The 25,899-nt window shown below is 71.0% G+C and carries 25 protein-coding genes; 9 read left to right on the top strand and 16 right to left on the bottom strand.

All coding sequences use genetic code 11. From position 1 onward, the window contains the following. Nucleotides 1-2 precede the first annotated feature (2 nt). The 12 genes from JW613_RS20900 to JW613_RS20845 form a co-directional block, all read right to left on the bottom strand. Complete coding sequence (locus tag JW613_RS20900; protein ID WP_209212361.1) at nt 3-272, bottom strand: hypothetical protein; 270 nt, start codon at nt 270-272, stop codon at nt 3-5. Continuing rightward, nucleotides 269-2,179 carry a peroxidase family protein gene (locus tag JW613_RS20895; RefSeq protein WP_245226012.1) on the bottom strand — a complete coding sequence of 637 codons (1,911 nt, stop codon included), beginning with the start codon at nt 2,177-2,179 and terminating at the stop codon, nt 269-271. Before JW613_RS20895 ends, JW613_RS20900 begins: the two co-directional genes overlap by 4 nt. 116 nt (nt 2,180-2,295) lie before the next feature. Then, nucleotides 2,296-3,675 (bottom strand): alpha/beta hydrolase family protein, encoded by a 1,380-nt coding sequence (locus tag JW613_RS20890; RefSeq protein WP_209212360.1) that lies wholly within the window; start codon nt 3,673-3,675, stop codon nt 2,296-2,298. A 31-nt stretch (nt 3,676-3,706) separates the two neighbouring features. After that, entirely contained in the window at nt 3,707-5,101 is a 1,395-nt protein-coding gene (locus tag JW613_RS20885; RefSeq protein ID WP_209212359.1) for a cytochrome P450, read from the bottom strand. Then, complete coding sequence (locus JW613_RS20880; protein ID WP_209212358.1) at nt 5,098-6,501, bottom strand: FAD-binding oxidoreductase; 1,404 nt, start codon at nt 6,499-6,501, stop codon at nt 5,098-5,100. Before JW613_RS20880 ends, JW613_RS20885 begins: the two co-directional genes overlap by 4 nt. An 86-nt stretch (nt 6,502-6,587) precedes the next feature. Then, the gene (gene mdlC, locus JW613_RS20875; RefSeq protein ID WP_209212357.1) at nt 6,588-8,192 is read right to left on the bottom strand and encodes a benzoylformate decarboxylase; all 1,605 of its coding nucleotides are present in this window, start codon (nt 8,190-8,192) and stop codon (nt 6,588-6,590) included. A gap of 453 nt (nt 8,193-8,645) precedes the next feature. Next, a complete protein-coding gene (locus tag JW613_RS20870; protein ID WP_209212356.1) occupies nt 8,646-8,834 on the bottom strand; it encodes a hypothetical protein in 189 nt (62 codons plus the stop codon). An 85-nt stretch (nt 8,835-8,919) separates the two neighbouring features. Next, nucleotides 8,920-9,402: a hypothetical protein gene (locus tag JW613_RS20865; protein WP_209212355.1), complete on the bottom strand. Its 483-nt coding sequence runs from the start codon at nt 9,400-9,402 to the stop codon at nt 8,920-8,922. Nucleotides 9,403-9,732: 330 nt separating this feature from the next. After that, on the bottom strand, nt 9,733-10,590 hold the full coding sequence (locus tag JW613_RS20860; protein ID WP_209212354.1) for a class I SAM-dependent methyltransferase: 858 nt from the start codon (nt 10,588-10,590) through the stop codon (nt 9,733-9,735). A gap of 27 nt (nt 10,591-10,617) precedes the next feature. Further along, nucleotides 10,618-10,962: a VOC family protein gene (locus JW613_RS20855; RefSeq protein WP_209212353.1), complete on the bottom strand. Its 345-nt coding sequence runs from the start codon at nt 10,960-10,962 to the stop codon at nt 10,618-10,620. Between the two features lie 6 nt (nt 10,963-10,968). Further along, nucleotides 10,969-11,151 carry a ribbon-helix-helix domain-containing protein gene (locus JW613_RS20850; RefSeq protein WP_209212352.1) on the bottom strand — a complete coding sequence of 61 codons (183 nt, stop codon included), beginning with the start codon at nt 11,149-11,151 and terminating at the stop codon, nt 10,969-10,971. Between the two features lie 157 nt (nt 11,152-11,308). Next, nucleotides 11,309-11,932 (bottom strand): hemerythrin domain-containing protein, encoded by a 624-nt coding sequence (locus JW613_RS20845; RefSeq protein ID WP_209212351.1) that lies wholly within the window; start codon nt 11,930-11,932, stop codon nt 11,309-11,311. Between the two features lie 311 nt (nt 11,933-12,243). On the opposite strand from JW613_RS20845, the gene JW613_RS20840 reads away from it, so the two are divergent. The 4 genes from JW613_RS20840 (at nt 12,244) to JW613_RS20825 (ending at nt 15,344) form a co-directional block, all read left to right on the top strand. After that, nucleotides 12,244-12,948 carry a YqjF family protein gene (locus JW613_RS20840; protein ID WP_307865973.1) on the top strand — a complete coding sequence of 235 codons (705 nt, stop codon included), beginning with the start codon at nt 12,244-12,246 and terminating at the stop codon, nt 12,946-12,948. Between the two features lie 63 nt (nt 12,949-13,011). Continuing rightward, on the top strand, nt 13,012-13,650 hold the full coding sequence (locus JW613_RS20835) for a hypothetical protein (RefSeq protein WP_209212349.1): 639 nt from the start codon (nt 13,012-13,014) through the stop codon (nt 13,648-13,650). A 201-nt stretch (nt 13,651-13,851) separates the two neighbouring features. Then, on the top strand, nt 13,852-14,283 hold the full coding sequence (locus tag JW613_RS20830) for a hypothetical protein (RefSeq protein WP_209212348.1): 432 nt from the start codon (nt 13,852-13,854) through the stop codon (nt 14,281-14,283). A gap of 134 nt (nt 14,284-14,417) precedes the next feature. Further along, nucleotides 14,418-15,344, top strand: coding sequence for a glycoside hydrolase family 16 protein (locus tag JW613_RS20825; RefSeq protein WP_209212347.1), 927 nt, complete (start codon nt 14,418-14,420; stop codon nt 15,342-15,344). A 99-nt stretch (nt 15,345-15,443) separates the two neighbouring features. On the opposite strand, the gene JW613_RS20820 is transcribed toward JW613_RS20825, so the two are convergent. The 3 genes from JW613_RS20820 to JW613_RS20810 form a co-directional block, all read right to left on the bottom strand. Then, nucleotides 15,444-17,849, bottom strand: a complete 2,406-nt coding sequence (locus tag JW613_RS20820; protein ID WP_209212346.1) for an ATP-binding cassette domain-containing protein — start codon at nt 17,847-17,849, stop codon at nt 15,444-15,446. A 278-nt stretch (nt 17,850-18,127) separates the two neighbouring features. After that, on the bottom strand, nt 18,128-18,538 hold the full coding sequence (locus tag JW613_RS20815; RefSeq protein ID WP_209212345.1) for a VOC family protein: 411 nt from the start codon (nt 18,536-18,538) through the stop codon (nt 18,128-18,130). A gap of 10 nt (nt 18,539-18,548) precedes the next feature. Then, nucleotides 18,549-18,989 (bottom strand): helix-turn-helix transcriptional regulator, encoded by a 441-nt coding sequence (locus tag JW613_RS20810; RefSeq protein WP_209212344.1) that lies wholly within the window; start codon nt 18,987-18,989, stop codon nt 18,549-18,551. A 382-nt stretch (nt 18,990-19,371) separates the two neighbouring features. Between JW613_RS20810 and JW613_RS20805 the strand changes: the two genes are divergently transcribed. After that, a complete protein-coding gene (locus tag JW613_RS20805; RefSeq protein WP_245226010.1) occupies nt 19,372-20,199 on the top strand; it encodes a glycerophosphodiester phosphodiesterase family protein in 828 nt (275 codons plus the stop codon). Between the two features lie 105 nt (nt 20,200-20,304). On the opposite strand, the gene JW613_RS20800 is transcribed toward JW613_RS20805, so the two are convergent. After that, nucleotides 20,305-21,405, bottom strand: a complete 1,101-nt coding sequence (locus JW613_RS20800) for a winged helix DNA-binding domain-containing protein (protein ID WP_209212343.1) — start codon at nt 21,403-21,405, stop codon at nt 20,305-20,307. A gap of 271 nt (nt 21,406-21,676) precedes the next feature. On the opposite strand from JW613_RS20800, the gene JW613_RS20795 reads away from it, so the two are divergent. From JW613_RS20795 to JW613_RS20780, 4 genes are all read left to right on the top strand, one after another. Further along, nucleotides 21,677-22,711, top strand: a complete 1,035-nt coding sequence (locus tag JW613_RS20795) for a WYL domain-containing protein (RefSeq protein WP_209212342.1) — start codon at nt 21,677-21,679, stop codon at nt 22,709-22,711. 271 nt (nt 22,712-22,982) lie between these two features. Beyond that, entirely contained in the window at nt 22,983-24,464 is a 1,482-nt protein-coding gene (locus JW613_RS20790) for an NCS1 family nucleobase:cation symporter-1 (protein WP_209212341.1), read from the top strand. 23 nt (nt 24,465-24,487) lie between these two features. Beyond that, nucleotides 24,488-25,213 carry an aspartate/glutamate racemase family protein gene (locus JW613_RS20785; RefSeq protein ID WP_209212340.1) on the top strand — a complete coding sequence of 242 codons (726 nt, stop codon included), beginning with the start codon at nt 24,488-24,490 and terminating at the stop codon, nt 25,211-25,213. Next, complete coding sequence (locus JW613_RS20780) at nt 25,210-25,749, top strand: hypothetical protein (protein WP_209212339.1); 540 nt, start codon at nt 25,210-25,212, stop codon at nt 25,747-25,749. The genes JW613_RS20785 and JW613_RS20780 overlap by 4 nt, the downstream gene beginning before the upstream one ends. The last annotated feature ends 150 nt before the right edge of the window (nt 25,750-25,899 follow it).

Below are 25,899 nucleotides of genomic sequence, written 5' to 3'. Positions count from 1 at the left end.
GCTCAGAGGGGGTCGAGGAGGGCTGCGGAGCGGATGAGGGCATCGGCGGCGACGGTGCAGCGGTGGGCGAGGTGTTCGATCTGACGGTGGAAGGCGGTGGCCTCCGGACCGGTCCAGTCGACGGCCGCCGCGCCGGTGCGGAGGCGTTCGGCGTGCGCGTGCAGGGCGACGGCGTGGGCACGCAGCTGAGCCGCAGGGTCCGTCCGGCCGCCGGGGGCGGGCCGCGGGGCGGGGACGGTGGTGGTCACAGCGGTGGGAGGCGGCTGTGTCACAGGTTCCTCCAGGGGGCGAAGGCGTTGGTCACACCGTCCAGAGCGGGGGCGAGTTCGGGGTGGTGGCGCAGCAGAACGCGGATCATGCCGTTGCGGTCGATCCACTCCAGCCCTTCAGGTGTGTAGATCTCGGGCCGGTAGTCGGTGGTGAAGAAGCGGTCGCTCTTGAGGCGTCGGCTGGCCATCAGGATGAAGATGCGGAAGAGCGAGTCGCTGAAGCCGAAGCCGGCTGGGCGGGGCTCGACGAGATTGCCGACGAGCGTGTCGACGCGGTCGAGCCGGCCTTCGTAGAGCTCCTCCAGCAGCGGGGTGTCGGTGGGGTGGCCGCCGGTGAGTTCCTCGAAGGAGCTCACGGGGCGCTTGCGGAGCATCTCGCGGTAGCTGTTGTACCGGGGGATGCCGCGCTCGCGGTCGCGGAGGATGTCGACAGTGCCCAGGTCGACGTGTTCGCCGGTGAGCCGGGTCAGATTGCGCAGCGAGTCGGGGTGGTTGTGCAGGACCAGGGCGCCGGGATTGGCGGTGCCGAAGCTGTAGAACAGATCGCTCATACCGTATGCGTCGATGGCGGTGCGGGTGGTGGCGCCCTGCATGTCGTCGAAGCCGATCGTCTCCCCCCTGCGCCCCGAGCGGTGGTCGCGCAATGTCAGCTCATCCGGGATGAGGGGGTGCAGCCGGTAGGCGGAGACGAACTCCTCCGTCATGGAGAACGGAGCCGCGTGGTGGTCGGTCGGGGAGCCCAGGATGCCGCTGAGCATCTCGCCCTGGCCGATACGCCCGTACTTCTTGCGGACCCAGCGGGGCAGGACTCCGTACCAGTTGGCGTTCATGGCGCGGTGCAGGACGGGGGTGTCAAGGATGCCCGGTGTCCACTCCACAGTGTGGATCTTCGCCATCAGCGCGGTGTTGACGAGACGCGCGGTGTGGAAGAGCCGTTCGTCGTCCCAGGTGGGGTAGTGGGAGCGCAGATAGTCGCAGATCGCGTTGTGTTCCTTGGCGAACAGGGTGTGCAGCAGGGACAGGCCGGTCCAGTAGTCGCTGTTCATACCGGTGGCGTCCAGGCAGGACATGCCCGGCCTGGGGTCGGCCGGAAGTCGGCCGTCCCGGACGATGAGGTGTCCCCGCTCGCCGGTACGCAGTGACCGGCAGCGCTCCTCGGAGGAGCCGTAGATCTGAGATCCGTCCCACCAGTGCGTAAGGGTGTTCTCGTACGTGGGTGGGGCGTCGGGGGTGGTGTGTGCGACCGGGTCGGGGCGGGTGCGGTTGACGCGCATGGGGCACTCCCCCACCCAGTCGTCGTCCTCGGCCAGCGGCACGGTGAACGGTTCGGCCTCTTCGTTGTCGCCGTGGTTGGCCCAGCCGTGGTTCTCGAACTGGATCCAGGCGGCCGCCAGCAGGTTGAGGGTGGGGGCCGGCAGGAAGGTGCGCCGCGCCAGGAGGTGCCGGCTGACCTCGCGGGGGTTGGGCGACATCAGTTCGGCGTCGCTGTCCGGGAAGGCGAGGTGGAGCGGAGTGTTGCGGTCCAGACGGGTGCCGACTCGGCCCATGTCCTCGTCATGGGGGTCGTAGGCCGACCCGTCGTAGGAGCGGAAGGGCGGGAGGCTCGCCGGGGCGCGGCGGGGGCGCTCGCCGCCGGCACGGTAGGTGTCGTGGAGGTTCTCCCGGCGCAGGTCGTCGCGGAGGAAGCGCAGATTCAGCAGACCCAGTGCGGTGGGGAGTTCATGCCATTCGCGGCGCCGGTTGACGCGGGCGAACGCGGCCGACCCGAGACGTTCGAGGACGCCGGGCGGCCCGTAGGGCTCCGGTTGCGACGGATTGGGCTGCCGGCCGTCGGACTGCGCGGGGATGTCCGGGGCGGAGGCGGCGGGGCTGGTGGGGGTGCCGGCGTTGGTGGGCGTGGTGTCGGTCATCCGGGTCCTCCGGGCGGCATGCGGCGACGGGTTGGCGGGGCGGTGCGAGGTCGGCGGGCCTCACGGCACGAGCGGTGGCCCCTGGTGTCGTACGGGCGAGGGTGTGGCGGGTTCTCTCAGCGGTCGTAGAGCGCGAAGAGCCGGGTCGCGGTCACCCTGCCGCGGTACGGGGCGAGCGCGGCGTCGACGTCGGCGCTCGCCTCGGGCACGTCGAACTCCAGGTTGTGGGCGTAGCGTTCGGCCGCGTGGCACAGCGGGAAGGCATGGGTGTCGTCGGTCCAGGTGTACTCGGTGAACTGCGCCGGGGGCGCATACGGCGAGACCGCGGAGCGGCCCTCCAGGCTGGGCACGACATCGTGTTCGTTGATCAGCGAGAACGCACGGGTGTCCGGGTCGGCGGGGTGCTTGCCGTCGACGGGCGAACCGATCGCGACACTGTGCGTGACGCGGTAGAGCGCGCAGAAGTCGGGGTCGGCGGCGAGGTTCATCGCGGTGATACCGCCCAGGCTGTGCCCGACGAGAGCCACCTCGCTGCCGGAGGGCACCCAGGAGCGCAGGGCCCGGGTGACAGCGCGGGTGTACGGCGTGGCGGGCCGGGCGACCGCATGGATGGCGCCGAGCACATCCTGAGGGCTGGCCTTGGACACCGCGTCGGTGGCCATCCCGGCGAGCTGGACGATGTAGCGCGTCACCCCGTCGGGGCCGGTGACCTGCTGGACGAGCAGAGTGCCGCCGGTGCCCACCGTCCCGATGTTGCGGATGCAGCCGACGACGGTACCGGAGGAGTCGAGCCGCTCCAGCAGGGCCGGGTCGGGGGCGACGGGTTCGGCGCGGCCGGGGCCGCGGTCGAGGAGGGCCCAGATGCGGGCGCTGATCCCGAGGACCGGTTCGGCGCCCGCAAGGGTGCGGCCGGTGGCGATCTCCCATGCGGCGGCGTCGTTGAAAGGGTTCTCGTCGGTGAGCGCGTTCCAGGCGAGGATGTCGCCGAAGGAGGGGGCGAGCAGAGCGAAGGCGCGTTCGGCGCCTTGGCTGCCGACGATGGACCTGAAGGCGCGCAGGGCCTCGCGTTGCCTGTCGTCGTCGATGGCCCGCAGCACCCGGGCCGTGTCCGGGTCGGTGAGCAGTTCGGGATGTGTGACGGCCGCCGCCCGGATACGGGCCTTGAGCCCCGCGACGGCCAGGCTCACCGCGAGACTTTCCCGGCTGGTGAGCACCCCGAGGAGCCAGGCGGCGCGCACCGCGGGGCGCCGGCCGTCGGACGGCCAGCCGAGCCCGGCCGGGTCGGTGAGGGCACCCAGCAGGGCGCGCAGTGCCGCACGGGCCCGGCCACCGACCAGTGCCCGCGCCGGGAGGCGGGTGCCGAGAGCGAGCTCGCCGACGTACCTGCCGGCTTCGCGTACCGCGTCCGCGGCCTCGCCCAGCTCGCGGCAGAGTGCGTGCAGTCCGGCCACGTCCGGTTCGGTGCCGGTGCCGGTTTCGGTGCCGGTTTCGGCCATGGGTGGTGCCTCCAGGTCGGCGGTCCGGTGTTCAGGAGCGGGCCAGGGCGAGCTGGACGCCGGAGGCGTTCAGGGCGCCCGGCAGCGGCCGGTGCGGGTCGAGTCGGGGGCGGCCCCCGACGACGCGGTGCTCGCGGAGCACCTGGGCACAGACTTCGGTGGCGGCCATGAGGCCGAGCCGGTCGCCCGGACAGCGGCCCTCCCCGTGGCTGAACGGCGCCATCCGCCTGTCGCGCTCGGCGCCTTCGGCGCACCAGCGACCGGGGGCGAACAGCGAGCCGCCGGGGACCAGACCGCTGTCGCGCTGCAGGAACCCGATGGGGACCAGGACATGGGTCCCGGCCGGGTAGGGCCTCCCGCGCCAGGTGGTGTCGGCGCGCAGGATGCGCAGCAGATCGGGCACGATCGGATAGAGGCGGAGGCTCTCCATGACGCAGGCCTGCAGCCGGGTGCTGTCGAAGCCGCCGGACTGGTCGTGCAGTGCGGCCTGTTCGGCGGGGTGCGCGGCGAGCAGCAGCAGCGTGCGGGCGGCGATGGGGGCGATCGTGTCCAGAGCCAGCATCCAGTGGTGGGCCTGCCCCACTGCGTCGACGTCCGCACCGCAGGCGGTGTCCCTGGCACGGCCGAGGAGCGTGGTGTCGGGAGCGTGCGGAGCGTAGACGTGCAACCGGTCGGTGGCGGCTGTGTACAGCCGCTGATCGGCCGCAGTGGGGCCGCGCCGCAGCGCTCCCCAGTTGCCCTCCTTGCGCAGGGTGAGCAGCCAGCCGTGCAGTTCCTCGTCCCCGGCCGCCTGGTCCCCCAGCACGATGCGGCGTGCGATGCGCTGAACGGTGCGCCGCAGCCGGGCGAACGTCAGGGTGGGCCCGGCGGTGAGCCGGGTGCATTCCTCGGCGATGACGGTCCGGAACGTGCCGTGCGAGGGGTGGGTGTCCTCGTGGTGGGCCAGCACCTCGTCGTTGAGGGAGCGGCGTTCTTCGCGCAGGTCGCCGTGGGAGCAGATGACGCCGGTGGGTTCGAGGACCGCGAGCATCTTGGTCTTGTCCACGGCGTCCAGCGCCAGCTCACGCACCGGGCGGGCGAAGAACTCCTCGACGTCGGCGGGGTCGAGGAGGACGAGCGTGTCACCGGATGCCCCACCGAGCAGCACGGGCGCGCCGTGGTAGCGGTCGCGCAGGGCCCGCAGGGTCGCGGCGGACCAGCGGGGCTGGCCTACCGCGCCCAGCAGCGCTCCGATCGCCGGGCGGGGGGCCGGAACGCCGCGGACGAAGGCCGGCAGCGAGTGGGTGACGGCGAAGCGGACGGATTCGCCGCGGCGGGCGCGGGACGGTCGCGCGGCAGCACTTCCGGGCGGCGAATCGGTGGAGCCGGTTGAGTCGTAGGGGCCGGCGGGGTCCTCGGGGCCGGTCGGCGGCGCGGGACGGATCATGCTTCCACGACCTTTCCCGGGTTGAGCAGCTGCTTGGGGTCGAAGAGCCGCTTGATGCCCCGGTGCAGTTCGAGGCTGACGGCGTCGAGTTCGCGGCCGAGCCAGTCGCGCTTTAGCGTCCCGATGCCGTGTTCCCCGGTGGTTGTGCCGCCGAGCGCGAGTCCGGCCGCCATGATGTCGTCGTAGGCGGTGCGGGCCCGGTGGACCTCGTCGGGGTCGGACTCGTCGAAGAGGACCGTGGGGTGCAGATTGCCGTCCCCGGCGTGGCCGAGGGTGAAGATCCGCAGCCGGTGGTGCCGGGCGATGTCCTCGATCGTGCCGACGAACTTGGGCAGTTCGGACGGTGGTACGGCCACGTCCTCGATGAACGCCGTGGGCCGCCCGCCCAGCGCGGCGGCGTACTTGCCCAGCGCGGGAGACACCAGTCGCCGGGCCTCGATGATCTGCTGGGACTCTTCAGCGGTGGTGGCGGCGACCACCTGGTCGGCGCCGGCGTCCTCGCAGAGCGCCTTCATCGCGGCGAGGTCAGGTGCCGGGTCGGGTGCGTCGCTCTCGACGATGAGGGTGGCGGCGCTGTCGGGCCGCAGCAGCGCGTGCCCGTACTCGGCGACGGCCTGGGAGGTGGCCCTGTCCAGCAGTTCGACGGCCGAGGGCAGATGTCCCGCTCCGGTGAGGGCCGCGACGGCGTGCCCGGCCGCGGCCAGGCTCGGGAACTGCGCCAGCAGCGCGAGCGGGGCGGGCCGGGCGGGCCGCAGCGCGAGGGTGGCGCCGACGATGACACCGAGGGTGCCTTCCGAGCCGACGAAGAGCCGGGTCAGGTCGTATCCGGCGACGCCCTTGGCCGTGTCACGCCCGGTGCGCATCCGCCGCCCGTCGGGGAGCACCACGTCCAGGCCGAGCACGTAGTCGGCCGTCACGCCGTACTTCACACAGCAGATACCGCCTGCCCCGGTGGCGATGTTGCCGCCGATCGTGCAGGTCTCCCAGGACGCGGGGTCGGGCGGATAGCTCAGCCCGTGCTCGGCGACGGCGTCGTTGAGGCGTTTGGTGACGACACCGGGCTCGCACCGCACGAGCCGGTTGACCGGGTCGATGGCGGCGATCCGGTCCATGCGGACGGTCGATACCACGACGCAGCCGTCGACCGCGTTCGCGGCACCGGCGAGTCCCGTGCGGGCGCCCTGCGGGACGACGGGGACACCCAGGTGGTACGCGGTCCGCATCACCTCCTCGACCTGTGCGGCGGTGCGCGGCAGCGCGACGACCGCGGGATGGCCGGGAGCGGAGAACGGGGCCGCGTCCCGGGCATGCGCTGCCAGGGACTCGGGGTCGGTGAGCAGAGTGTCGGCGGGCAGCCGGTCGCGCAGTTCGTTCAGCAGACGCGAGGAATCAGCGGGCATGGGCCTTCCAGGGGTTGTGCGGCCGGTGCGGGCTCGGTGCCCCACGGCGGATCCGGGAGTGGTGGGCGGATGCCGCCGCAGGTGGTTCAAAGAGAGGGCAGCTCAGTGGTGACCGGTACGTCGATCAGTACGGGCCCTTCGCGCTGGGCCGTGGCGTCCCGCACCGACTTGGTGAGTTCCCCCGCGCTCTCGGCACGGCAGGAGCTCACCCCGTAGCCTGCGGCGACGGTGGGGATGTCCAGTCCGGGGATGTCCAGTCCCGGGGCGCCTTGCGCATGTTCGAGCTGCGCGAACCACTGCAGGATCGCATAGCGCGCATTGCTCAGCACCACGAAGGTGACGGGCAGGCGGTAGGCCGACGCGGTCCACAGCGCCTGGACGGCGTAGTGGACCGAGCCGTCGCCCAGCACGGCGACAACCGGCCGGTCGGGAGCGCCGAGTTGGGCGCCGACCGCCGCGGCGGCTCCGAAGCCGAGGCCGCCCCCGGCGGAGAAGAGGTAGGAGCCGGGGGTGCTGATCCGCGCCGCCTCGTGGAACTGCGGAACGTTGGACGGCGACTCGTTCACCCACAGCGTGTCCTCGGGCGCTCCTTCCACGACAGCCGCCAGCGCCGTGCCGGGCGGCAGCGCCCCGTCCGCCGCCTGCGGGACCCGCACCCGCCGGTCCGGCGCAGGGGCGGGTTCGCGGGCGGGAAAGTGCTCGGCGAGCGCCTGGGCCGTCGCCGCGGGGTCGGCGACGACCGCGTCACCGACGGGTGCTTTGGCGGCGTCTTCCAAGTCCCGTGTGACGAGGACCAGTTCGGTGCCTTCGGGCAGGTACGGGCCCGGTACGTAGGGGTAGTAGCGGAAGACCTGCGCGCCGATGACCACGACCAGGTCGTGGCCCTCCAGCGCCCGGGTGAGCGGGCCGATGGCGGGCGGCAGTTCGCCCCTGTACAGCGGGTGGGTGTGCGGGAAGGAGACGCGCGCCGAGGCGGGTGCGGACCACACCGGAAGTCCGCCACGCTCGGCGAGGCGGACCACGGCGTCCCAGGCACCGGAGGAGTCCACGTCGTCGCCGACGACCAGCACGGCGTTGCGGGCCTGCTTGAGGCGGTCGGCGAGGGAGCGTACGGTCTCCGGCCGCGGGGCTGTGGCGTGTTCGACCTCGCGGGCCGCTGTGGCCTGCGCGGCCTGGTCCTCGGCCCGTGTGACGGCGGCGTCGAAATCGTCCATGGGCAGGGAGAGGAACACGGGCCCGTGCGGCGGGGTTTCGGCCAGCTGGACGGCCCGTGCGAGCGCGGGCGGCACGTCGGTGGGACGCGGCGGCTCGTACGCCCACTTGACGGCCGGCTGCGGCAGCAGTGTGGGCTGGGGGTTGGAGAGCAGGGCCTCCATGGTCAGCATCGCCCGCACCTGCTGTCCCGCGGTGACCACCATCGGGGTGCGGTTGGCGCGGGCGTTGAGGATGGCGCCCATCGCGTTCCCGGTGCCGGGGCCGGTGTGCAGGTTGACGAGAGCGGTGGTGCCGGACGCGAGCGCGTAGCCGTCCGCCATGCCCACGACCACGGCTTCCTGCAGGCCGAGGATGTACCGGAAATCGTCGGGGAAGTGCTTGAGAAAGGGCAGCTCGGTCGAGCCGGGGTTGCCGAACACCGTGGTCATGCCGCGTGTTCTCAGAACATCCAGGGCGGATTCCCGGACTGTGCGCATGGAGGTCCTTCCCGCAGAGCTGGCGGTGACCGTGACGACGGTCCCCGGCGTGCGGAGGCCAATGCAGCACGACAGCGACGTCACAACAAAATGTCCCGCTCTTACGGGTTTTGCTCCCCCTCGGAGCCGTGATATCGGGCTTTACCCGCCGACCGCGCCTGTCTCGTGTCAACTGCCCGTTCGGCAAACCCCGCGCAGTGATGTTTTCTTCACAGCGCCCGGCCGCACACATAACCCGGTGTCGATCAGTTGAGCAGGAGCAGGGCGCCCCAGCAGTTCACGGGTGGCCGCGGTTCAGGAAGCCGGGCTCCCACGGGGCGAACGGCTGTCGTGGATCTCGGCGTGGGTGCCCCCGGCCACCCCCCTCAGTGATCTCGGCATGGGTCCGTCCGGGTACGGCCCGGTGCCGGCCGAGGCCGATCGGCGTGGCCGCAGCCGGCACCGGGTGAGCCCTCAGGCCGACCTTGGTCGGTGGATCCGGCGGGCGATCTCACGCCAGCCGGTGCGACGGCGCTCGGGCACGGCGGGTTCGGGTTCGGCAGGTTCGGCCGGTTCGCGGGGCTCGGGAGTGGTGGGTGTGGTCGTACGGGCGGCTTCGGCGCGTGCGAGCGCGGCGATGGCCCGGAAGGGGTCGGTAGGCATGGTTCTCCTGCGGCAGAGGTGAAGGACCGTGGCGGCAGCCATCCGGGACCCGGCATGGACACGGGTTCCGGACGGACGGGTCCGATCAGCAGCGCAGGATCTGCCGTTGGGTCGTCCGTTGGGGACAGTCGGCGGTGACACCGGGAGCCGGGTCCGTCGGCGCTGCCGCCGCGGGCAAGGGACCGCTGATGGCCGGGGAGTCGATCGCGGGGAGAGGCGTGTGGCACAGCTGCCGATGGGTGGAGGTCGCCACGAGGCTCACCGGGGCGGAGGACGGGTCGTGCCCAGGGTGCTGGTCGCTTCCCGGGGCGTCCACGGCCACCTGCGGACAGGGCGTGGTGCCTGCGGCCACGGCAGCGGCCCGGTCGTGCACGCAGCCCGCCTCCTCGGCCGCCAGATCGGAACTGCCGAGGGTGAAGAGAGTGAGCAGCAGAGTGAGTACGGCCGCCAAGGTCGCAGCTGTCGCATGTCCGCGGCCTGACGGCCGCAGGCGGGCCATGGGTGGTGCTCGAAGGGGCATCCGGCACGCCTCCTGCCATCCCATCCCGTCCGCGTCTTCCTCTGCCATGCTCAATGCGGTCGGTACGGAACATCAGGGGAGTCACCCGTACGAGAGCCGTGTTTCACTCATGTTGGCTAAACCATGCGCTACGCGGTCAGATCGGTGAGTGCGGAGTGAGGCGTCCGAGAACCCCGTACAGCCGGATCCGGCCCAAGCCGCCGGAGCCGGTGCTCCAACTGCGTGGAGGTACGGGCTCGTTCGGCGACTCTGCGCAGCACACTGAGGACGGAGAGGCCGTGCTCGCGGCCGACGGCGCCGGCGGGACCGTCGGCCGCGCGGGTGGCGGATCGCAGGGGTCCGGAGTCTTCTTGGGCGCGGGAGGCGTGGCGAGAGGGATCAGGTGGTGGCCAGTAGCAGGTCCTCTCCGCTCGACGGGCGGAGGCCGTCGGTGCGATCGGCGAAGTAGCGGTCGGCGAGCGCGGTGCCCGACACATGTCGGACCTGGCTGAAGCCGGCTTCGCGGGCCAGCGCCAGCATCTGCTGCGGCGGATAGAAGCTGATGAACGGCGTTCCGGACTGTTGTGCGCCTTCCGTGCTCCTGCGGAGGCCGGGGCGGTCCGCCACGTCGACAAGTTCGGTCGGCAGCAGAAAGGTCATGGCGAGCGTGGAGCCCGGCGCGAGCCCGGCGATCTGTCCCAGGGTGGCCGCGGTGGCGTCTTCGGTGAGGTACATGGTGACGCCGGTCGAGACGATGACCGCCGGCCGGCCGGGGTCGAAGCCCGCCTCCGTGAGCTGCTTCAGCCAGTCTTCGCTCGCCTCGAAGTCGACCGGCACCAGGTGCAGCCAGTCGGGGATGCCGTAGCCGAGCGCGTCCAGACAGTGGCGCTTCCAGGCCTGGGCCCGGGGCTGGTCGACCTCGAAGAGCTGCAGCCGGGAGGCGATCTCCGGTCTGCGCTGCGCGAAGGTGTCCAGACCGGCTCCCAGGACGACGTACTGGGTGACGCCACGGTCCGCCTGCTCGGTGACCAGGTCCTCGATGAAACGGGAGCGGGCCACGACGGCCGCTCGGAATCCGCTGGTGATGTGCGGGTCCATGTCGGGGCGGTCACGCCAGTCGTCGTCGGGGTCCGCCAGCCGCAGCCCGACCTCGTCCCGGAGCACATGGGGTGGCGGGTCGATCTGGACATGCATGGCCCGCCAGAGGGCCACGCGCACCGCGGTGTTGTCCGGCGCCCCGGCCTGCTCCTCCGTCATGGGTGTACTCCTCCCTTTCGGTTGCGGTCAGTCGTCGGCGGGAGCCTGGAGGCTCCACAGACGACCGTCGGGGTCGCGGACGGTCATCTCCTTGGTCCCGTAATGGGTGCTCTCGAACGGCGTGACCACCTCGACTGCCGGGTCGGGGCGGAACGTCTCCGCGTCCGGCACCTTCAGCGCGAGCCGCATACGGGGCTCCTGGTCCTCCGGGACCTCGGCGATGAAGACGTACGGCCCGTCGCCGTTGCGGAGTTGGCCGGAGTTGTGATCGGTCGCGAACTCCAGTTCGAAGCCCAATGACTGGAAGAACTTCGCCGCCCTGCCCCAGTTGTGCGTCTCCAGGAACACGGCCTCGATTCCTTCGGTCGCCATATCAGCTCAGCTCTCCTTCTCGGTGGACTGCTGTCCTTGCTGCTCATGGGCGTCGTCGAGATGGGCCCGCAGCGCCTCGGCGACCAGCGCCGACAACGACATGCCCGACTCGATGGCGCGGTACTTGACCTGCTTGATCAGCTCGATCGGCAGGTACACGTTGAACTGCTTGACTTCCTGATCACCCACGGGACGATGCTAGCATCCTAGCAAGCTAGGCGCTGGCGAATGCCGGACGGCGGTGCCGCCCGGCCAACGGCCCGGGTACGGCTCGGGAGATCGACACCTGTCCCGCCGACCCCGCCGGTCCCGTCGGTCCGGCCGGTCCCGTCGGCCCCGACCCGGGCTACGGGCCGTCGCTACCGGCCGTGGCGTCCGGCCGGTCGGGCGAGGAGGAAGTGACCGCGTCCCGGACACGGTCGAGCAGTGCGGCGAAAGGGCCGAAGGTCCATTGGGCAGCCGTCGAACCGGCGGTCGAGGGGTGCGGGTGAGTGGGCGCGGATCGCTCCACCGCCAGGAGTCGCCGGCCCATCCTGCACAGTTCCTCCTGGGTGCACAGGCGGCGCAGCGAAGGGAATTCCTCGCGTTCCTCCCGTGCAGCGTGCTCGTGCACCGCCTGCTCGAAGCCGGCGAACACGGTGACGAACTCTTCGCTGCCGGAATCGAGCTTCTCCAGCTCGGCCAGGGTCTTGCCGGCGTCCTTCTCCTCCCCGTTGCGAGCGGCGGCTTCTTCTCCGCCGCCGATCTTCTTGACCGTGGGGCGGACGATCATCTCCTCGGCGGTCTCATGGACCGCCAGCAGCGCCCGCAGCTCCCGAAAGTTCCGCTCACGCTCCTCGGCAGGCCCGCTGCGCACCGCTTCGAGCAGCTTCCGGATCCGGGCATGCTGCGTCAGCAGCACCCCTACGACATCGTCCGGCGGCAGTTGGGCAGCCGGAGGCTGATCATGGTTCTGCTGCGCCTGGCCCACAGGAGACTCCTCGTTCAGGAAACATGGGCGGTACGTCGGGCAGCGGCCTCGGAGGGCGGGCCCACGCCGGAACACGACTCCGGGTGAGCGGGCCGGCCCCTTCAGTCCGCCGACGACACAGCGCCCCGATTCGACCGCATATGGTGATCATGGCAGCAGGAGGTACGGTTCCGGGCCGACCCGCGCCGTTCAGTGCGACTACCGGCGGGCGGCGTCCGTGCCCTGCCCTGCAGGCGTACGGCACCCGATCGTTTGCGGCAGCCGTGCGTGGGGACTCGCGGCCTGTGGTGGCGTACGAGGCGGAGCAGCGAGTGCGTCTGCCCGCGCTGCGGGCCGGCTGGCTGACGCAGACGTTCGTCGACTGGCCCTACCGGCCGGAGACGGTGCAGGCCCTGCTTCCCGAGGGCCTGGTCGTGGACGAGTACGAGGGAGTCGCCTGGGTCGGGCTCACCCCGTTCCTCATGACCGACGTGCGTCCCGCCGGCGTCCCTGCCGCCCTCCCCGGGCTCCGGACCTTCGCGGAGACGAACCTGCGAACCTACGTCCGGCACCGGGACGGGCGGGACGGCCTGTGGTTCCTCTCGCTCGACGTCGCCTGCCCCGCGATGCTGGCGGCCCGCGCCATCGGCGCGCCGTATCACGTGGCCGCTCTCGACGTATCCACGGAAGGGGACACCGTCTCGTACGCGGGTTCGAGAAGGACCGACGGGGCTTCGTACCGTCTGACCGTACGCACCGGCAACTCCCTGGGGCCGGGGCCGACGGACCGGGCCGTGTGGCTGACCTCGCGCTGGCGGGCGTACACCCGACGGTTCGGGATGCTCTGGGAGACACCCGTGGAACACGAGCCCTGGCCGCTGGCCGAAGCGGCGGTCGATGTACTGGAGGAGACGCTGACCACCGCGGCGGGCCTCCCCACCCCTCTCGACAAGCCCGTGACGCACTTCTCGGAAGGAGTCGGGCATGTACGGCTTGGCCCCTCCCGGCCCTGCGTACCGGCGTCGGGCGCCTCTTGACCAGCCCGGTCCCGGGCCGGCACGAGCACCCTTCGGGCGAGCGGGTTCTCGCGGGGTGAGCGGATGAGCGGAAAACTCGGCGGAACCACTCGGCGCCCCCGGTGGCGTTTCGAGGGCTGGATCGCCGGCATGGGAACCGCCTCCGGGACGCGCATCGTGCTCGGACACTGGCAGCGGTCACTGTTCGGGCCGTTCAGCGACGTGATGCTCGAACGGTCCGACGGGGAACGACTGCTGCTGGCCCCCACCCGGGAGACGGCGGACTTCGTCCGCGACACCTACTCCTTCGACACGGTGCGCCTGGTCCCGGTCGAGGTGAGCGTCACCGGGCAGACCTGGACCGTGACCGCAGGGCCGCTCGCCCTGCGCTTCAGCACCGGCCCGCGACGGCTGCTGGGGCTCCTGCTGTCCGTCGTCCCCGGCCCGCTCGCCGGGCGTCCGGCATGGAGTGCGCTGACGGACCGGCCCGCTCGCCTGCTGCTCTCCGGAGTTCGGACCCGCGGCAGCGCGGGAGGGGGCCGCCGCGAGTGGTACGGCGCCCGGGATCTGCAGCCGATCAGCGCGGTGTCCGCGACCTTCGAGGGCGCCGACCTCGGTGGGATGACACCCGTCGAACCGCCCGTGCACTTCGGATTCGGTTCGGTGCCGAGGAAGCCCGCCGTGACGCGGGTGACGACGACGGTGGCGTCCGGCCCCGGATGACAGCTCCCGGCCGGGGACGTTCGGCCGCTCGGCCGGGGCAGCGCCCCCCGGCACCGCCACACCGCCCTGTCCCTCAGACACGGCGCGAACAGGGGCGTCGGGACGACGAGCACATGGAAAACTGGCGCAATGCCGGACAAAAAGGAACCGAGTGCGCACGATCGACCGCCGCCGAGTCAGCCGTACGTCTACGGGCAAGGTGTGCGAACGGCACTTCAGGACAACGCCACTGCCTACGGGTTCTCCGTCTCGATCACGGCTGCCTACGGACTGACCGGCGCGGCGAAAGGCCCCGGGGGCGCAACCGAGACGGTGTGCTTCGCCCTGGGTGCCGCCGGGGCCTTCATGCTGGTGAGCCTCGGCTTCCTCGGGCGGTTCCGGCACGGACGGCTGGGTGAGAGCCAGCAGGTCCTGGGACTCAGGGGAGGCATCGACTTCGTCTCCGTCGCACTGGCGGTGGCGGTGGCCTACGGACTCTCCCGCATCCCCGGCCTCATCGCCTGGCCCGTCACAGGACTGGGCACGGTTGTCGCCTACCTCCTGATGGGAGGGGTGGACGTGGTCCTCGCACAGCTCCTGTCGCGGCACACCTCCCTCGGCCGCTCCCAGGAAGAGGGCGACGAGGCGGACTGACCGCCGCTACTTCTTGAACACACATCGGTCTGGACCAAAGCCTTGACGGCTTGCTCGGACGCGTTTACAACAAGTCATCAAGAAAGCCCGGGACTTGCGGAAGGTGCCATGCACATCTCCGTTGATGTTTTGTCATGAGCAGACCCAGCAGGCCCTATGTCCACTCCCCCACGAAAGGACGGGCTGACGTGAGACTCACCTGGCGACGCCGCACGGCCGTGTGCGGAGCAACCCTGCTGTGCTGCCTGACCACCGCGCTGCTGCCCGCCACAGCCTCGGCCGACGCCACAGGCACCGGACGCCCCGGCAGCGGCACACAAGCGGTCGTCTTCTCCGACGACTTCGACGGCCCAGCCGGCGCCCTGGTCGACAGCAGCAAGTGGCAGACCGAGACGGGCGACAACGTCAACAACCACGAACGGCAGTACTACACCCCCGGTACCGACAACGCCGCGCTCGACGGCAACGGCAATCTCGTCATCACCGCACGCAAGGAGAACCCCGGCAACTACCAGTGCTGGTACGGCACATGCGAGTACACCTCGGCGCGGCTGAACACCGCGGGCAAGTTCACCCAGACCTACGGTCATGTGGAAGCGCGCATCAAAGTGCCGCGCGGCCAGGGCATGTGGCCGGCCTTCTGGATGCTCGGTGACGACATCGGCAGCGCCGGATGGCCGGCCTGCGGCGAGATCGATGTGATGGAGAACGTCGGTTTCGAGCCGAGCACCGTGCACGGCACCCTGCACGGCCCCGGCTACTCCGGCTCGGGCGGCGTCGGCGCCGCATACACCCTGCCAGGCGGCGCGGCCTTCGCCGACGACTTCCACACCTTCGCCATCGACTGGTCCCCCGGCGCCGTCACCTGGTCGGTGGACGGGAACGTCTACCAGACACGTACGCCCGCCGATGTCGGCGGCAACCCGTGGGTGTTCGACAAGCCGTTCTTCCTGATCCTCAACCTCGCCGTGGGCGGCTACTGGCCCGGCGACCCGGACGGCTCGACGAACTTCCCACAGCGGATGACCGTCGACTACGTACGGGTCACCACCGGCGACTGACCCTTTGTACACGCACGGGCGCCCGCACCCCGGCCGAGCTGCCGTCCGGCCGGGTGCGGGCGCCCCCGCGTACGCGGCGCGCGCCCGGTGGCTCCGGAGCTAACCGATCGGCTGTTTCGCACCGACGTACGCCGCGAGGTGCTCGCCCGTGAGGGTGGAGCGGGCGGCGACGAGGTCGGCGGGGGTGCCCTCGAAGACGATCCGGCCGCCGTCGTGGCCGGCGCCCGGCCCGAGATCGATGATCCAGTCCGCGTGCGCCATGACCGCCTGATGGTGCTCGATGACGATGACGGACTTGCCCGAGTCGACGAGCCGGTCGAGCAGGCCGAGCAGCTGCTCGACGTCGGCCAGATGCAGACCGGTGGTCGGCTCGTCGAGGACGTACACACCGCCCTTCTCACCCATATGGGTGGCCAGCTTGAGCCGCTGCCGCTCGCCGCCGGACAGGGTGGTGAGCGGCTGGCCGAGGGTGAGATAGCCGAGTCCGACGTCGGCGAGCCGGTCGAGAATCTTGTGCGCGGCCGGAGTGCGTGCCTCTCCGGCGCCGAAGAACTCCTCGGCCCGGGCCACCGACATCGACAGCACCTCGCTGATGTCCCGGCCGCCGAGGCGGTACTCCAGCACCGAGGGCTGGAACCGCTTGCCCTCGCAGTCCTCGCAGGGGGTGGCGACACCGGCCATCATGGCCAGGTCGGTGTAGATCACGCCGGCGCCGTTGCAGGTGGGGCAGGCCCCTTCGGAGTTGGCGCTGAACAGCGACGGCTTCACTCCGTTGGCCTTGGCGAAGGCCTTGCGGATCGGGTCGAGCAGTCCGGTGTAGGTCGCCGGATTGCTCCGCCGGGAGCCCTTGATGGCGCTCTGATCGACCGAGACGACGTCCGCCCCGGCGGGGACCGAGCCGTGGATCAGCGAGCTCTTGCCGGAGCCCGCCACGCCGGTGACCACGCAGAGGACGCCGAGTGGCACGTCCACGTCGACGCCCTGGAGGTTGTGCGTCGTCGCGCCCCGGATCTCCAGCGCTCCGGTGGACTCGCGCACGGTCTCCTTGAGCGAGGCCCGGTCGTCGAGATGGCGGCCGGTGACTGTGTCGCTGGAGCGCAGCCCCTCGACGCTGCCCTCGTAGCAGACGGTGCCGCCCGCGGTACCTGCGCCGGGCCCGAGGTCGACGACATGGTCGGCAATCGCGATCGTCTCCGGCTTGTGCTCGACGACGAGGACCGTGTTGCCCTTGTCCCGCAGCCGCAGCAGCAGGTCGTTCATCCGCTGGATGTCGTGCGGGTGCAGACCGATGGTGGGCTCGTCGAAGACGTACGTGGTGTCGGTGAGGGACGAGCCGAGGTGGCGGATCATCTTCACGCGCTGCGCCTCGCCGCCCGACAAGGTGCCCGCCGGACGGTCGAGCGAGAGATAGCCGAGACCGATCTCCACGAACGAGTCGAGGGTGTCCTGCAGCGCGGTGAGCAGCGGCGCCACCGACGGCTCGTCGAGGTCGCGGACCCATTCGGCCAGGTCGCGGATCTCCATGGCGCAGGCGTCGGCGATGCTGATCTTCCCGATCTTCGAGGAGCGGGCGCCCTCGCTCAGCCGGGTGCCGTCGCACTCGGGACAGGTGGTGAAGGTGACGGCCCGCTCCACGAACGCCCGGATGTGCGGCTGCATCGCCTCCTTGTCCTTGGACAGGAACGACTTCTGGATCTTCGGGATCAGCCCTTCGTAGGTGAGGTTGACGCCGTTGACCTTCACCTTGACCGGCTCGCCGTAGAGGAAGTCCCGCAGCTCCTTCTCGGTGTACTCGCGGATCGGCTTGTCCGGGTCGACGAAGCCCGACTGTGCGTAGACCTGCACGGTCCACTGGCTGTCCGACTTCCAGCCCGGGATGGTGAACGCGCCCTGGGCGAGCGACTTGGAGTCGTCGTACAGCTGGGAGAGGTCGATGTCGGAGACCGTGCCACGGCCCTCGCAGTGCGTGCACATACCGCCGGTGCGCTGGAAGGTCGCCTTCACCGCCTTCTTGTTGCCGCGCTCGACGGTGATCGCACCGGATGCCCGGACCGAGGCGGTGTTGAAGGAGTACGCGCTGGGCGGGCCGATGTGGGGCTCGCCCAGTCGGCTGAAGAGGATGCGCAGCATCGCGTTGGCGTCGGTGGCGGTGCCGACCGTGGAGCGGGGGTCGGCGCCCATCCGCTGCTGGTCCACGATGATCGCGGTCGTCAGGCCGTCGAGGACGTCGACCTCGGGCCGGGCCAGCGTCGGCATGAAACCCTGCACGAAGGCGCTGTAGGTCTCGTTGATCAACCGCTGCGACTCGGCGGCGATCGTGTTGAAGACCAGCGAGCTCTTACCCGAGCCGGAGACGCCGGTGAACACCGTCAGCCGGCGCTTCGGTATCTCGACGGCGACGTTCTTGAGGTTGTTCTCGCACGCCCCGTACACGCGGATCATGTCGTGGCTGTCGGCAGCATGCAGCGCAGACGACTGCGCCTGCGCCCCCGTGGTCCTGCTCATCGTGTCTCCATCTGTGAGGCGGGGACCGCCCACGCGGTCCCCGTCGGCGTCGCCCGGCTGTGCCCGACCAACTCCGCGTAGTACGTCCTGCTGCTTCTCTTCACGTCGTGTCCCCTCTTCGGCGCCGCACGGGCGCGACCCGACGAAGGAGACCCCTCCCCGGCCCCGCCCCGGCTCCCGCTGCGGTCCCGGGTCCCGGTGGGCTCCCCGGCCGTACGGCGCGGACGAGCAGCCGTCCGGCGCGCACGGCGGCGGGGCGGGGCCGGGGCGACCGGGCGCTACGCCTTGGATTCCTGCTGGATCCGCACCATGTTGCCCGAGGGATCGCGGAACGCGCAGTCGCGCGGGCCCCAGGGCTGGTCGATGGGCTCCTGCAGCACCTCGGCACCGGAGACCCGCGCCCGCTCGAAGGTGGCCTCGAGGTCATCGGTCCTGAAGACGATCATCGGCAGGACGCCCTTGGTGAGCAGTTCCTGCAGGGCGTCCCCGTCGGCCTGGGAACGCCCGGCGTGCGGCTCCGAGAGCACGATCTCGACGCCCGGCTGAGCCGCGCTACCCAGAGTGACCCAGCGGAACTCGCCGGAGGCGACGTCGTTGCGCACTTCGAGGCCGAGAGCCTCCCGGTAGAAGACGAGCGCCTCGTCCACGTCGTTGACGGTGATGTGGCTGTATTGCAGTGCGATAGTCATGTGAGTGACGTTAAGCGGCGGCGTCGGGGCGCGCTTCTCGAATCCTGCTCGACACGTCCCGCAGCGGGCGGGTGCGCACCTTCGCCAGGCACGCGGGCATCGCCACCACGGCGTCGTGGTCCCGAGCGCGGTACGCGCTCGGCGTCTCCCCCGCGAGCTCGGTGAACCGCGAGCTGAACGAGCCCAGTGAGGTACAGCCGACCGCCATGCACGCGTCCGTCACGCTCATCCCCCCGCGCAGCAGCGCCATCGCCCGCTCGATCCGGCGGGTCATGAGATAGCCGTAGGGGGTCTCGCCGTAGGCGGCCCGGAACCGTCGCGAGAAGTGCGCCGGCGACATGAGCGCGTGGCGGGCCATCGTCGGCACATCGAGGGGCTGCGCGTACTCCCGATCGATCAGATCCCGCGCTCGGCGCAGATGTGCGAGATCGGCAAGCTCTTCCGGCGTCATGTCGTGACGCTACCACCGCCCTCCGACAGCGCCGCTCACCTGCAAGAACGCGGTTCAAGGCGGGGGTGGACAGGGCCCGGGGCGAGGGGCGAGCCCCGCGGCGCGGGACCGCCCGCTCCCGAACCGTCCAGGCCGGGCCCGAACGGGACCGGCCTCCCTTCCAAGGCGCGGGCGGACGCGCGGGGTTACGGGTCTCCCCCACCGTTCCTATGCTGCGGCAGCGCCCCCTCAGCCACGCGGCGCTCCACCGGGGGCGGGGCGACGCTCCGCCGGGGGCGGAAGCAGCGTTCCGTCTTCATCCGGGACCCGGACGGGAGCCGGCGAGGGCGCGCGTGCGCTGTGCACCGGAAGACAGCCGAGAAGAGAAGGCCAAGGGGGCGCGATGAAGTGGAGAGCACGGAGTGCTGTCGCCATCGGCGCGACGCTGCTGCTCGGCACCGTCCAGGCAGCGAACACCGCCGAGGCGGCGGCCTTACCCGTCTGCCCGACGATCTTCGGACACGGCGGCTACCCGACCGGTGACAACCCCTGGAACCGTGACCAGATCCGCCAGCCCAACAATCCCCGGGCGCTCGCCCAGCAGAAGAGTTGGGGCGCCTCGGGCGTGGAGGCCGACCTCCAGCTCACCAGGAACGGCACCAAGGGCGTGATGTGGCACAACACCACGACCAACGGGCTGACCGGCACCCGAGCGCCCATCACCGAGCTGTGGTGGGCGACGGGGGCGGACCAGCTCAGAGGCCGGACGATCACCCGGGGCCCGTACACCGGGGAGACCGTCCACACCTTCCGCGAGTGGCTCGACAGTGCCGAGGCCAAGGGCATCATCCCCCTGGTGGAGCTCAAGCCGGAGGCCGAGCAGTCACTGCTCCACAGCGACTCGGCCATCCGCGAGAGGGCCTGGAGAGAGGTCATCGCACCCGTCTCGGAGCGGGCCGCCACCCAGGAAATCATGCTCTACACGCATGACGCCGCTCTGCGGCCGGAACTCGAGCGGCGTCTCAAGGCGGCAGGGCTCGGCTCCTCGCTCACCGGGCGTCCAGCCTGGGTCGACGGGATCGGCTGGGAGGAGCCGCCCCCGGCTGCTTCCGGCAACTACGCGTCGTGGCAGGACAGTCTGGCGCGGCTCGGATCCCCCACGCGTTCGGTGCGGATGGCCACCTCGTGGACCAAGGGCTTCAAGGACTGGTTGTCCGGCAAGTGCGTCTGACGCTCGGAGCGCACCGGTGGTGGGGGCGCGGCGCACCCGGCCCCCACAGCCACCGCACAGGCGGGGAGGCCGAGATCAGGACCGGGCCAGGCAGCGGGGCGGGGGTCAGTCGGTGGACGCGGCGATCCGTACCCGGTCGCTGTCCCCGTCGGAGAGGAACAGCGCCAGCGCCCGCGCCTGCTCCGCCAGGTCGGTGCGGTCGGCACGGGAGAAGCGACGCAGCGGAGTGACGAGGACGGTGCCCGCCTCAACGGTCCAGGTCGCGCCGACCCGGCCGTCGACCAGGACGACGCGCGCGCCGGCGACCGACAGCCCCCGGTGGTCGTCGTCGACGATCCGGCTGCGGTCGTGGTATCCGAGGATCGCGTTGTCGAAAGCCGGCAGGAACCGCACCGGGGCGGGCGTCCCGGGGTCGGGGCGCGGCGCGTCGGGGAGGTCCAGCAGTTCCCGGCCCCGTTCGTCGCGAAAGGTGACCAACTCCTCGCGTATCGCGGCAATCGCGGCAGGCAGCCCCGCCAGTCCGCACCAGGAGCGCAGGTCGGCCGAGGCGGCGGGTCCGAAAGCGGCCAGATAGCGGCGCACCAGAGCTTGGCCGACCGGGTCGGATCCGTCCATGGCCGGCGGGTCGATCTCGCGCCCCAGCCAGGCGGAGAGCAGGACGTTGCGCACACCCGCCCTGGCGCGCCACAGCCCGCGCGGCGGCAGCTGCGCCATCGGGAGGAGGGCGGCGACCAGCATCTCCCCCAGGGCGCGCGGCTGTCGCTGCGGCCAGCGGTCGGCGAGCGCACGCGTGAGCTCGGCCATCGAGCGGGGCCGGCCGTCGGCCATGACCGCCTTGCCCGCGGCGGCCAGTTCGTCGAGGTCCACCCCGTCGAGCTCCCGGCGATAGGTTCCGAGCACCCGCTGGCGCAGCATGGGGTCGTGGCGGGCCCGCCAGGCGAGAGCGTCTTCGGCGGTGACGAGGTGGACGGTGCGGCGCATGAGGTGGGTCCGTGCCACGCTGCGCCGGACGAGCAGGTCCGAGAGCGTGGACGGGGCGAAGGCACGCAGCCGCGACCAGAGACCGATGAACGGCTCCTGCGGTTCCTGTGCCTGCAGTCCACCGAGGTGGCCGACGGCGTCGAGCACCGGCATGTCGGCACGGTCGAGCAGCAACTGCCGGGCGAGCGTGGCGCGGTTGAGCGCCCGGGTGTCGAGCACGGTCATCGGCTCACCGCGACCCGTTCGTCGGTCGTCGGCCGACTGTCGGCACGGCAGCGGTCGGGCGACGGCCGGGCGGCGGGGTGCCGCCGCCCGGCTCGGGTCACAGTGTCGAGAGACATGATCGGCTCCTTGCCTGTCGAGGGATCTCGTGCGGGCGGTCCGTGTGGCGCCGGGCGTGCCGACACGACGAGGGCGGGCGGTCTGCTCGGGCCCGCCCGGTGGTGATCACAGTCGCAGGAGAAGCGGTCAGATCCTGGCCGCTTCCTGGAGCAGGATGGAGGTCGTGCAGAAGACCTCAGGACGACTGCTGTCGTTGCTCTCGCTGCTCCAGGCGCGCCGGGACTGGCCGGGAGCGCTGCTGGCCGAGCGGCTGGACGTCAGCCGGCGCACCGTGCGCCGGGACGTGGACCGTCTGCGCGAACTCGGCTACCCCATCGTGGCGAGCAAGGGCCCCGACGGCGGCTACCGACTCGACGCCGGAACACAGCTGCCCCCGTTGCTGTTCGACGACGAGCAGGCCGTCGCCCTCGCCGTGGCATTGCAGAGCGCCACCGCCACCGGTGCCGGCATCGAGGAGGCCGCGGCCCGCGCCCTCAACACCGTCCGGCAGGTCATGCCCGCACGGCTGCGCCACCGGATCGACGCCCTCCGGGTCACCGCTGTCGAGCGACCCGCGGCCCGGCCGCTTCCCCAGGTCGACAGCAGCGTGCTGATGGCACTCAGCGCGGCCGTCCAGGCCCGCGAAGTGCTGCGCTTCGACTACGCTCCCGTCTCCCCGCCGGGCGCCGGTCGGGACAGCGCCACGACGTCGCCGCGCCGGGTGCAGCCGCACCATCTGGTGACCTGGGGCGGACGTTGGTATCTCGTCGCCTGGGACCTCGACCGCGAGGACTGGCGCACCTTCCGCGCGGACCGGCTCTCTCCGCGTGTCCCCACGGGCCCTCGCTTCACCCCGCGTGAGGTACCCGGGGGTGATGTGGCCGCCTTCGTCGCCGGCAGGTTCCAGGGCTCCGACGGCTCGTACGACTGGCCCTGCCGCGGCGAGGTGGTCCTGGACCTGCCCGCCGCCGCCGTGTCCCACTACGTCCACGACGGGCTGGTGGAGGAACTCGCCGCGGACCGCTGCCGGCTTGTGCTGGGCTCGTGGTCGTGGCCCGGCCTGGCCGCGACCGTCGGCAGATTCGACGCCGGGATCGAGGTGGTCGGCCCGCCCGAACTCAAGCAGGCCTTCGCGCAGTTGGCCCGCCGCTTCGCCGACGCCGCGTCCGACGGACCCGCCGACTCCACCGTGCCGCCCGCGAGCCACTGAGCAACCGCGCGTCGCTGCCGCGTGCCCACGCGCGACTCCGCGCCATCCTGCCCGGTGGGTGAGGGTGTACACGGCCTGTTCCCAGGCTCCCCCTACCGCCGCGATGCAGCGCATTTATGCCGGTCGGTGCCTATTTGTGCACTTGATCAAGTCTTTTCTTCGCACCTCTTGACGCTGCTGTTTGGCGAAAACTACGTTCTGGCCAGCGGAATCCCACTTCCATTTTGTGGAAACCTCTGAACTTCCACTTCCCTCCCCCTCCGGAGCCCCTATGACTGCCGTGGATGAGCGGTCGTCCGTGGAGACCGGTGCCACCTCCAGCACCGGCTTGTACACGTACGACCTGGCCCCGACGAAGAAGGAAGGGCGCCGCTGGGGCGCCTACAACGTCTTCACGCTCTGGGCCAACGACGTACACAGCCTCGGGAACTACGCGTTCGCCATCGGCCTCTTCGCCCTCGGACTGAACATCTGGGGCATCATGGCGGCCTTCGCGCTCGCTTCCGTCCTGCTGTTTCTCCTGCTGACCCTGTCCGGCTTCATGGGGCACAAGACGGGCGTCCCTTTCCCGGTCATGAGCCGCATCGCGTTCGGCATCAAAGGAGCGAAGATCCCGGCCGGTATCCGGGGGGCCGTCGCCATCGCCTGGTTCGGCATCCAGACCTATCTGGCCTCTTCCGTCCTCAGCACCCTGCTCGTGGCGATGTTCCCCGGCCTGAGCCGGCTGGAGAGCAACTCCGTACTCGGCCAGTCGACTCTCGGCTGGATCACCTTCCTGGCCCTGTGGGCCGTGCAGGTGCTCATCGTGAGTTACGGGATGCAGATGATCCGGCGGTACATGGCCTTCGCGGCGCCCACCACCCTGATCACCATGTGCGCCCTGGCGGGGTGGATGTTCCTCCGCGCCGACGGCTCGATCTCCCTGTCCATCGACGAGCCGCTCATCGGCGGCGAGATGTGGCTGCAGATCCTGCAGGGCGCCGCGCTGTGGGTGGTGATCTACGGGACGTTCGTACTGAACTTCTGCGACTTCACCCGCTCCGCCAGGAGCCGTGGCTCCATCGTCCGGGGCAACGTGGTCGGTATCCCGGTGAACATGCTCTTCTTCGCCGTCATCGTGGCGGTGCTCAGCGGGGCCCAGTTCAAGCTCGACGGGCACGTCATCACCAGCCCCGCCGACATCGTCAGGACCGTACCGAACATGTTCCTGCTGGCGACGGCTTCGCTCGCCCTCATCGTGCTGACGGTGGCGGTGAATCTGCTGGCCAACTTCGTCGCGCCCATCTACGCGCTGGTCAACCTCTTCCCCCGCCGGTTGAACTTTCGCCGGGCCGGACTGGTCAGCGCCGTACTGGGCCTCGTCATCCTCCCCTGGAACCTCTACGACAGCCCAATCGTGGTCAACTACTTCCTCGGCGGGCTCGGCGCCCTGCTCGGGCCGCTGTTCGGTGTGATCATGGCGGACTACTGGCTGCTGCGCAGATCCCGCGTGAACGTGCCCGACCTCTACACCGAAGACGCACAGGGCGAGTACCACTACCGCGGGGGCTACAACCCGCGGGCCGTCGCCGCCTTCGCCCCCAGCGCCGCGGTCGCGGTCGTCCTCGCCCTGGTGCCCGCCTTCCACGCCGTGGCCGGATTCTCCTGGTTCATCGGCGCCGCCCTCGCCGCCGTGCTGTACGCGGTGATCGCCGACCGCAGCGCGGCGATCCGTGATGTGGACGGCGAGGCCATCGCCGTCGCCGCCGAATGACCCGACCACCAGAAGGCCGTCCCATGCGTATCCTCGTCGTCAACGTCAACACCACGCGCTCCATCACCGACTCGATCGGCCGACAGGCGACCGGCGCCGCCTCGCCCGGCACCGAGATCGTCCCCCTGACGCCCTCCTTCGGCGCGGAGTCGGTCGAGGGCAACTACGAGAGCTACCTCGCCGCCGTCGCCGTGATGGAAGCGGTACGCGCCCATCCGGAACCGTTCGACGCGGTGATCCAGGCCGGATACGGCGAACACGGCCGCGAGGGGCTGCAGGAACTGCTCGACGTCCCGGTCGTCGACATCACCGAGGCCGCCGCGAGCACGGCACAGTTCCTCGGCCGCTGCTACTCCGTCGTCACCAGCCTCGACCGTACGGTCCCCTTGATCGAGGAGCGTCTCCATGTGGCCGGTCTGAGCGCCCGGTGTGCCTCGGTGCGCGCCAGCGGGCTGGCCGTGCTCGACCTGGAACGCGACGAGAAAGCCGCGGTGGACGCCATCGCCGAGCAGGCGGCCCGGGCGGTGGAGGACGACCGCGCGGAAGTGATCTGCCTGGGCTGCGGAGGCATGTCCGGTCTGACCGAACGCGTCGTCGAACGGACCGGTGTCCCCGTCGTCGACGGGGTCACCGCCGCCGTGAAGGTCGCCGAGTCCCTGGTCGGCCTCGGCCTGTCCACGTCGAAGGTGCGCACCTACGCCCCACCACGCCCCAAGAAGATCCTCAACTGGCCGCCACCGACGCCGTGACATCCACCCGCGCACGACCGACCACGTTGGAACCGGAAGAGACCGAGGCCATGACCTATCTGCACACCCGTGCGGCCGTCGAGGAGTATCTGCGCGTCCGGGAGGATCTGTTCTCGGCCATGCGCGCAGACCGCAGGAGGGGCGTCGCCGCCAGTGAGATCGCACGGACCGCGGCAGGCACCTACAGCACGCCGGTCATCCTGGAGTACCTGTCGTGCGTCGAGTTGCGGGACGACACCCGGGCCGCTCTGCGCACAGCGGGACTGGACCGCTGGGTCGGGGTGCGGTCGACCGGTGCGGGCCGTGGACCACGCAAGGTCCTGCTGGCCCTCACCCGTGATCCGGCCGAACTGGCAGAGCCCGACCGGCGAGCCCTGCCCGAGCGTCTCATTCGCGCCCTGAAGGACGCGGGCATCGCGTTGCAGCTCACCGACCGGACCACGCTCGCGGACGCGCTCTACGGCGGAGAGGAAGTGCGCCTCTGCCGGGCGCGCGGCGGATGTGTGCGGCGGACGGCGCTCTCCTCCCGCCCTTGACCGGCCGGTCGTCTCCCGCTCTCGACCGGCCGGTCGTCGATCATGTGCGCGCCGGCGACCGTTGCCCCGGGAAGGATCGCGTTACTTCTTGAGCAGAACTGATGGCTCTATTGACGCAATCCAACAACTCCCCTCAAAATCCCGTCGTTC

The organism is Streptomyces smyrnaeus, assembly GCF_017676345.1.
Taxonomy (GTDB): domain Bacteria; phylum Actinomycetota; class Actinomycetes; order Streptomycetales; family Streptomycetaceae; genus Streptomyces; species Streptomyces smyrnaeus.
Note: the sequence above shows the minus strand (reverse complement) of the source record. Positions and strands in the feature narration are given on the sequence as shown.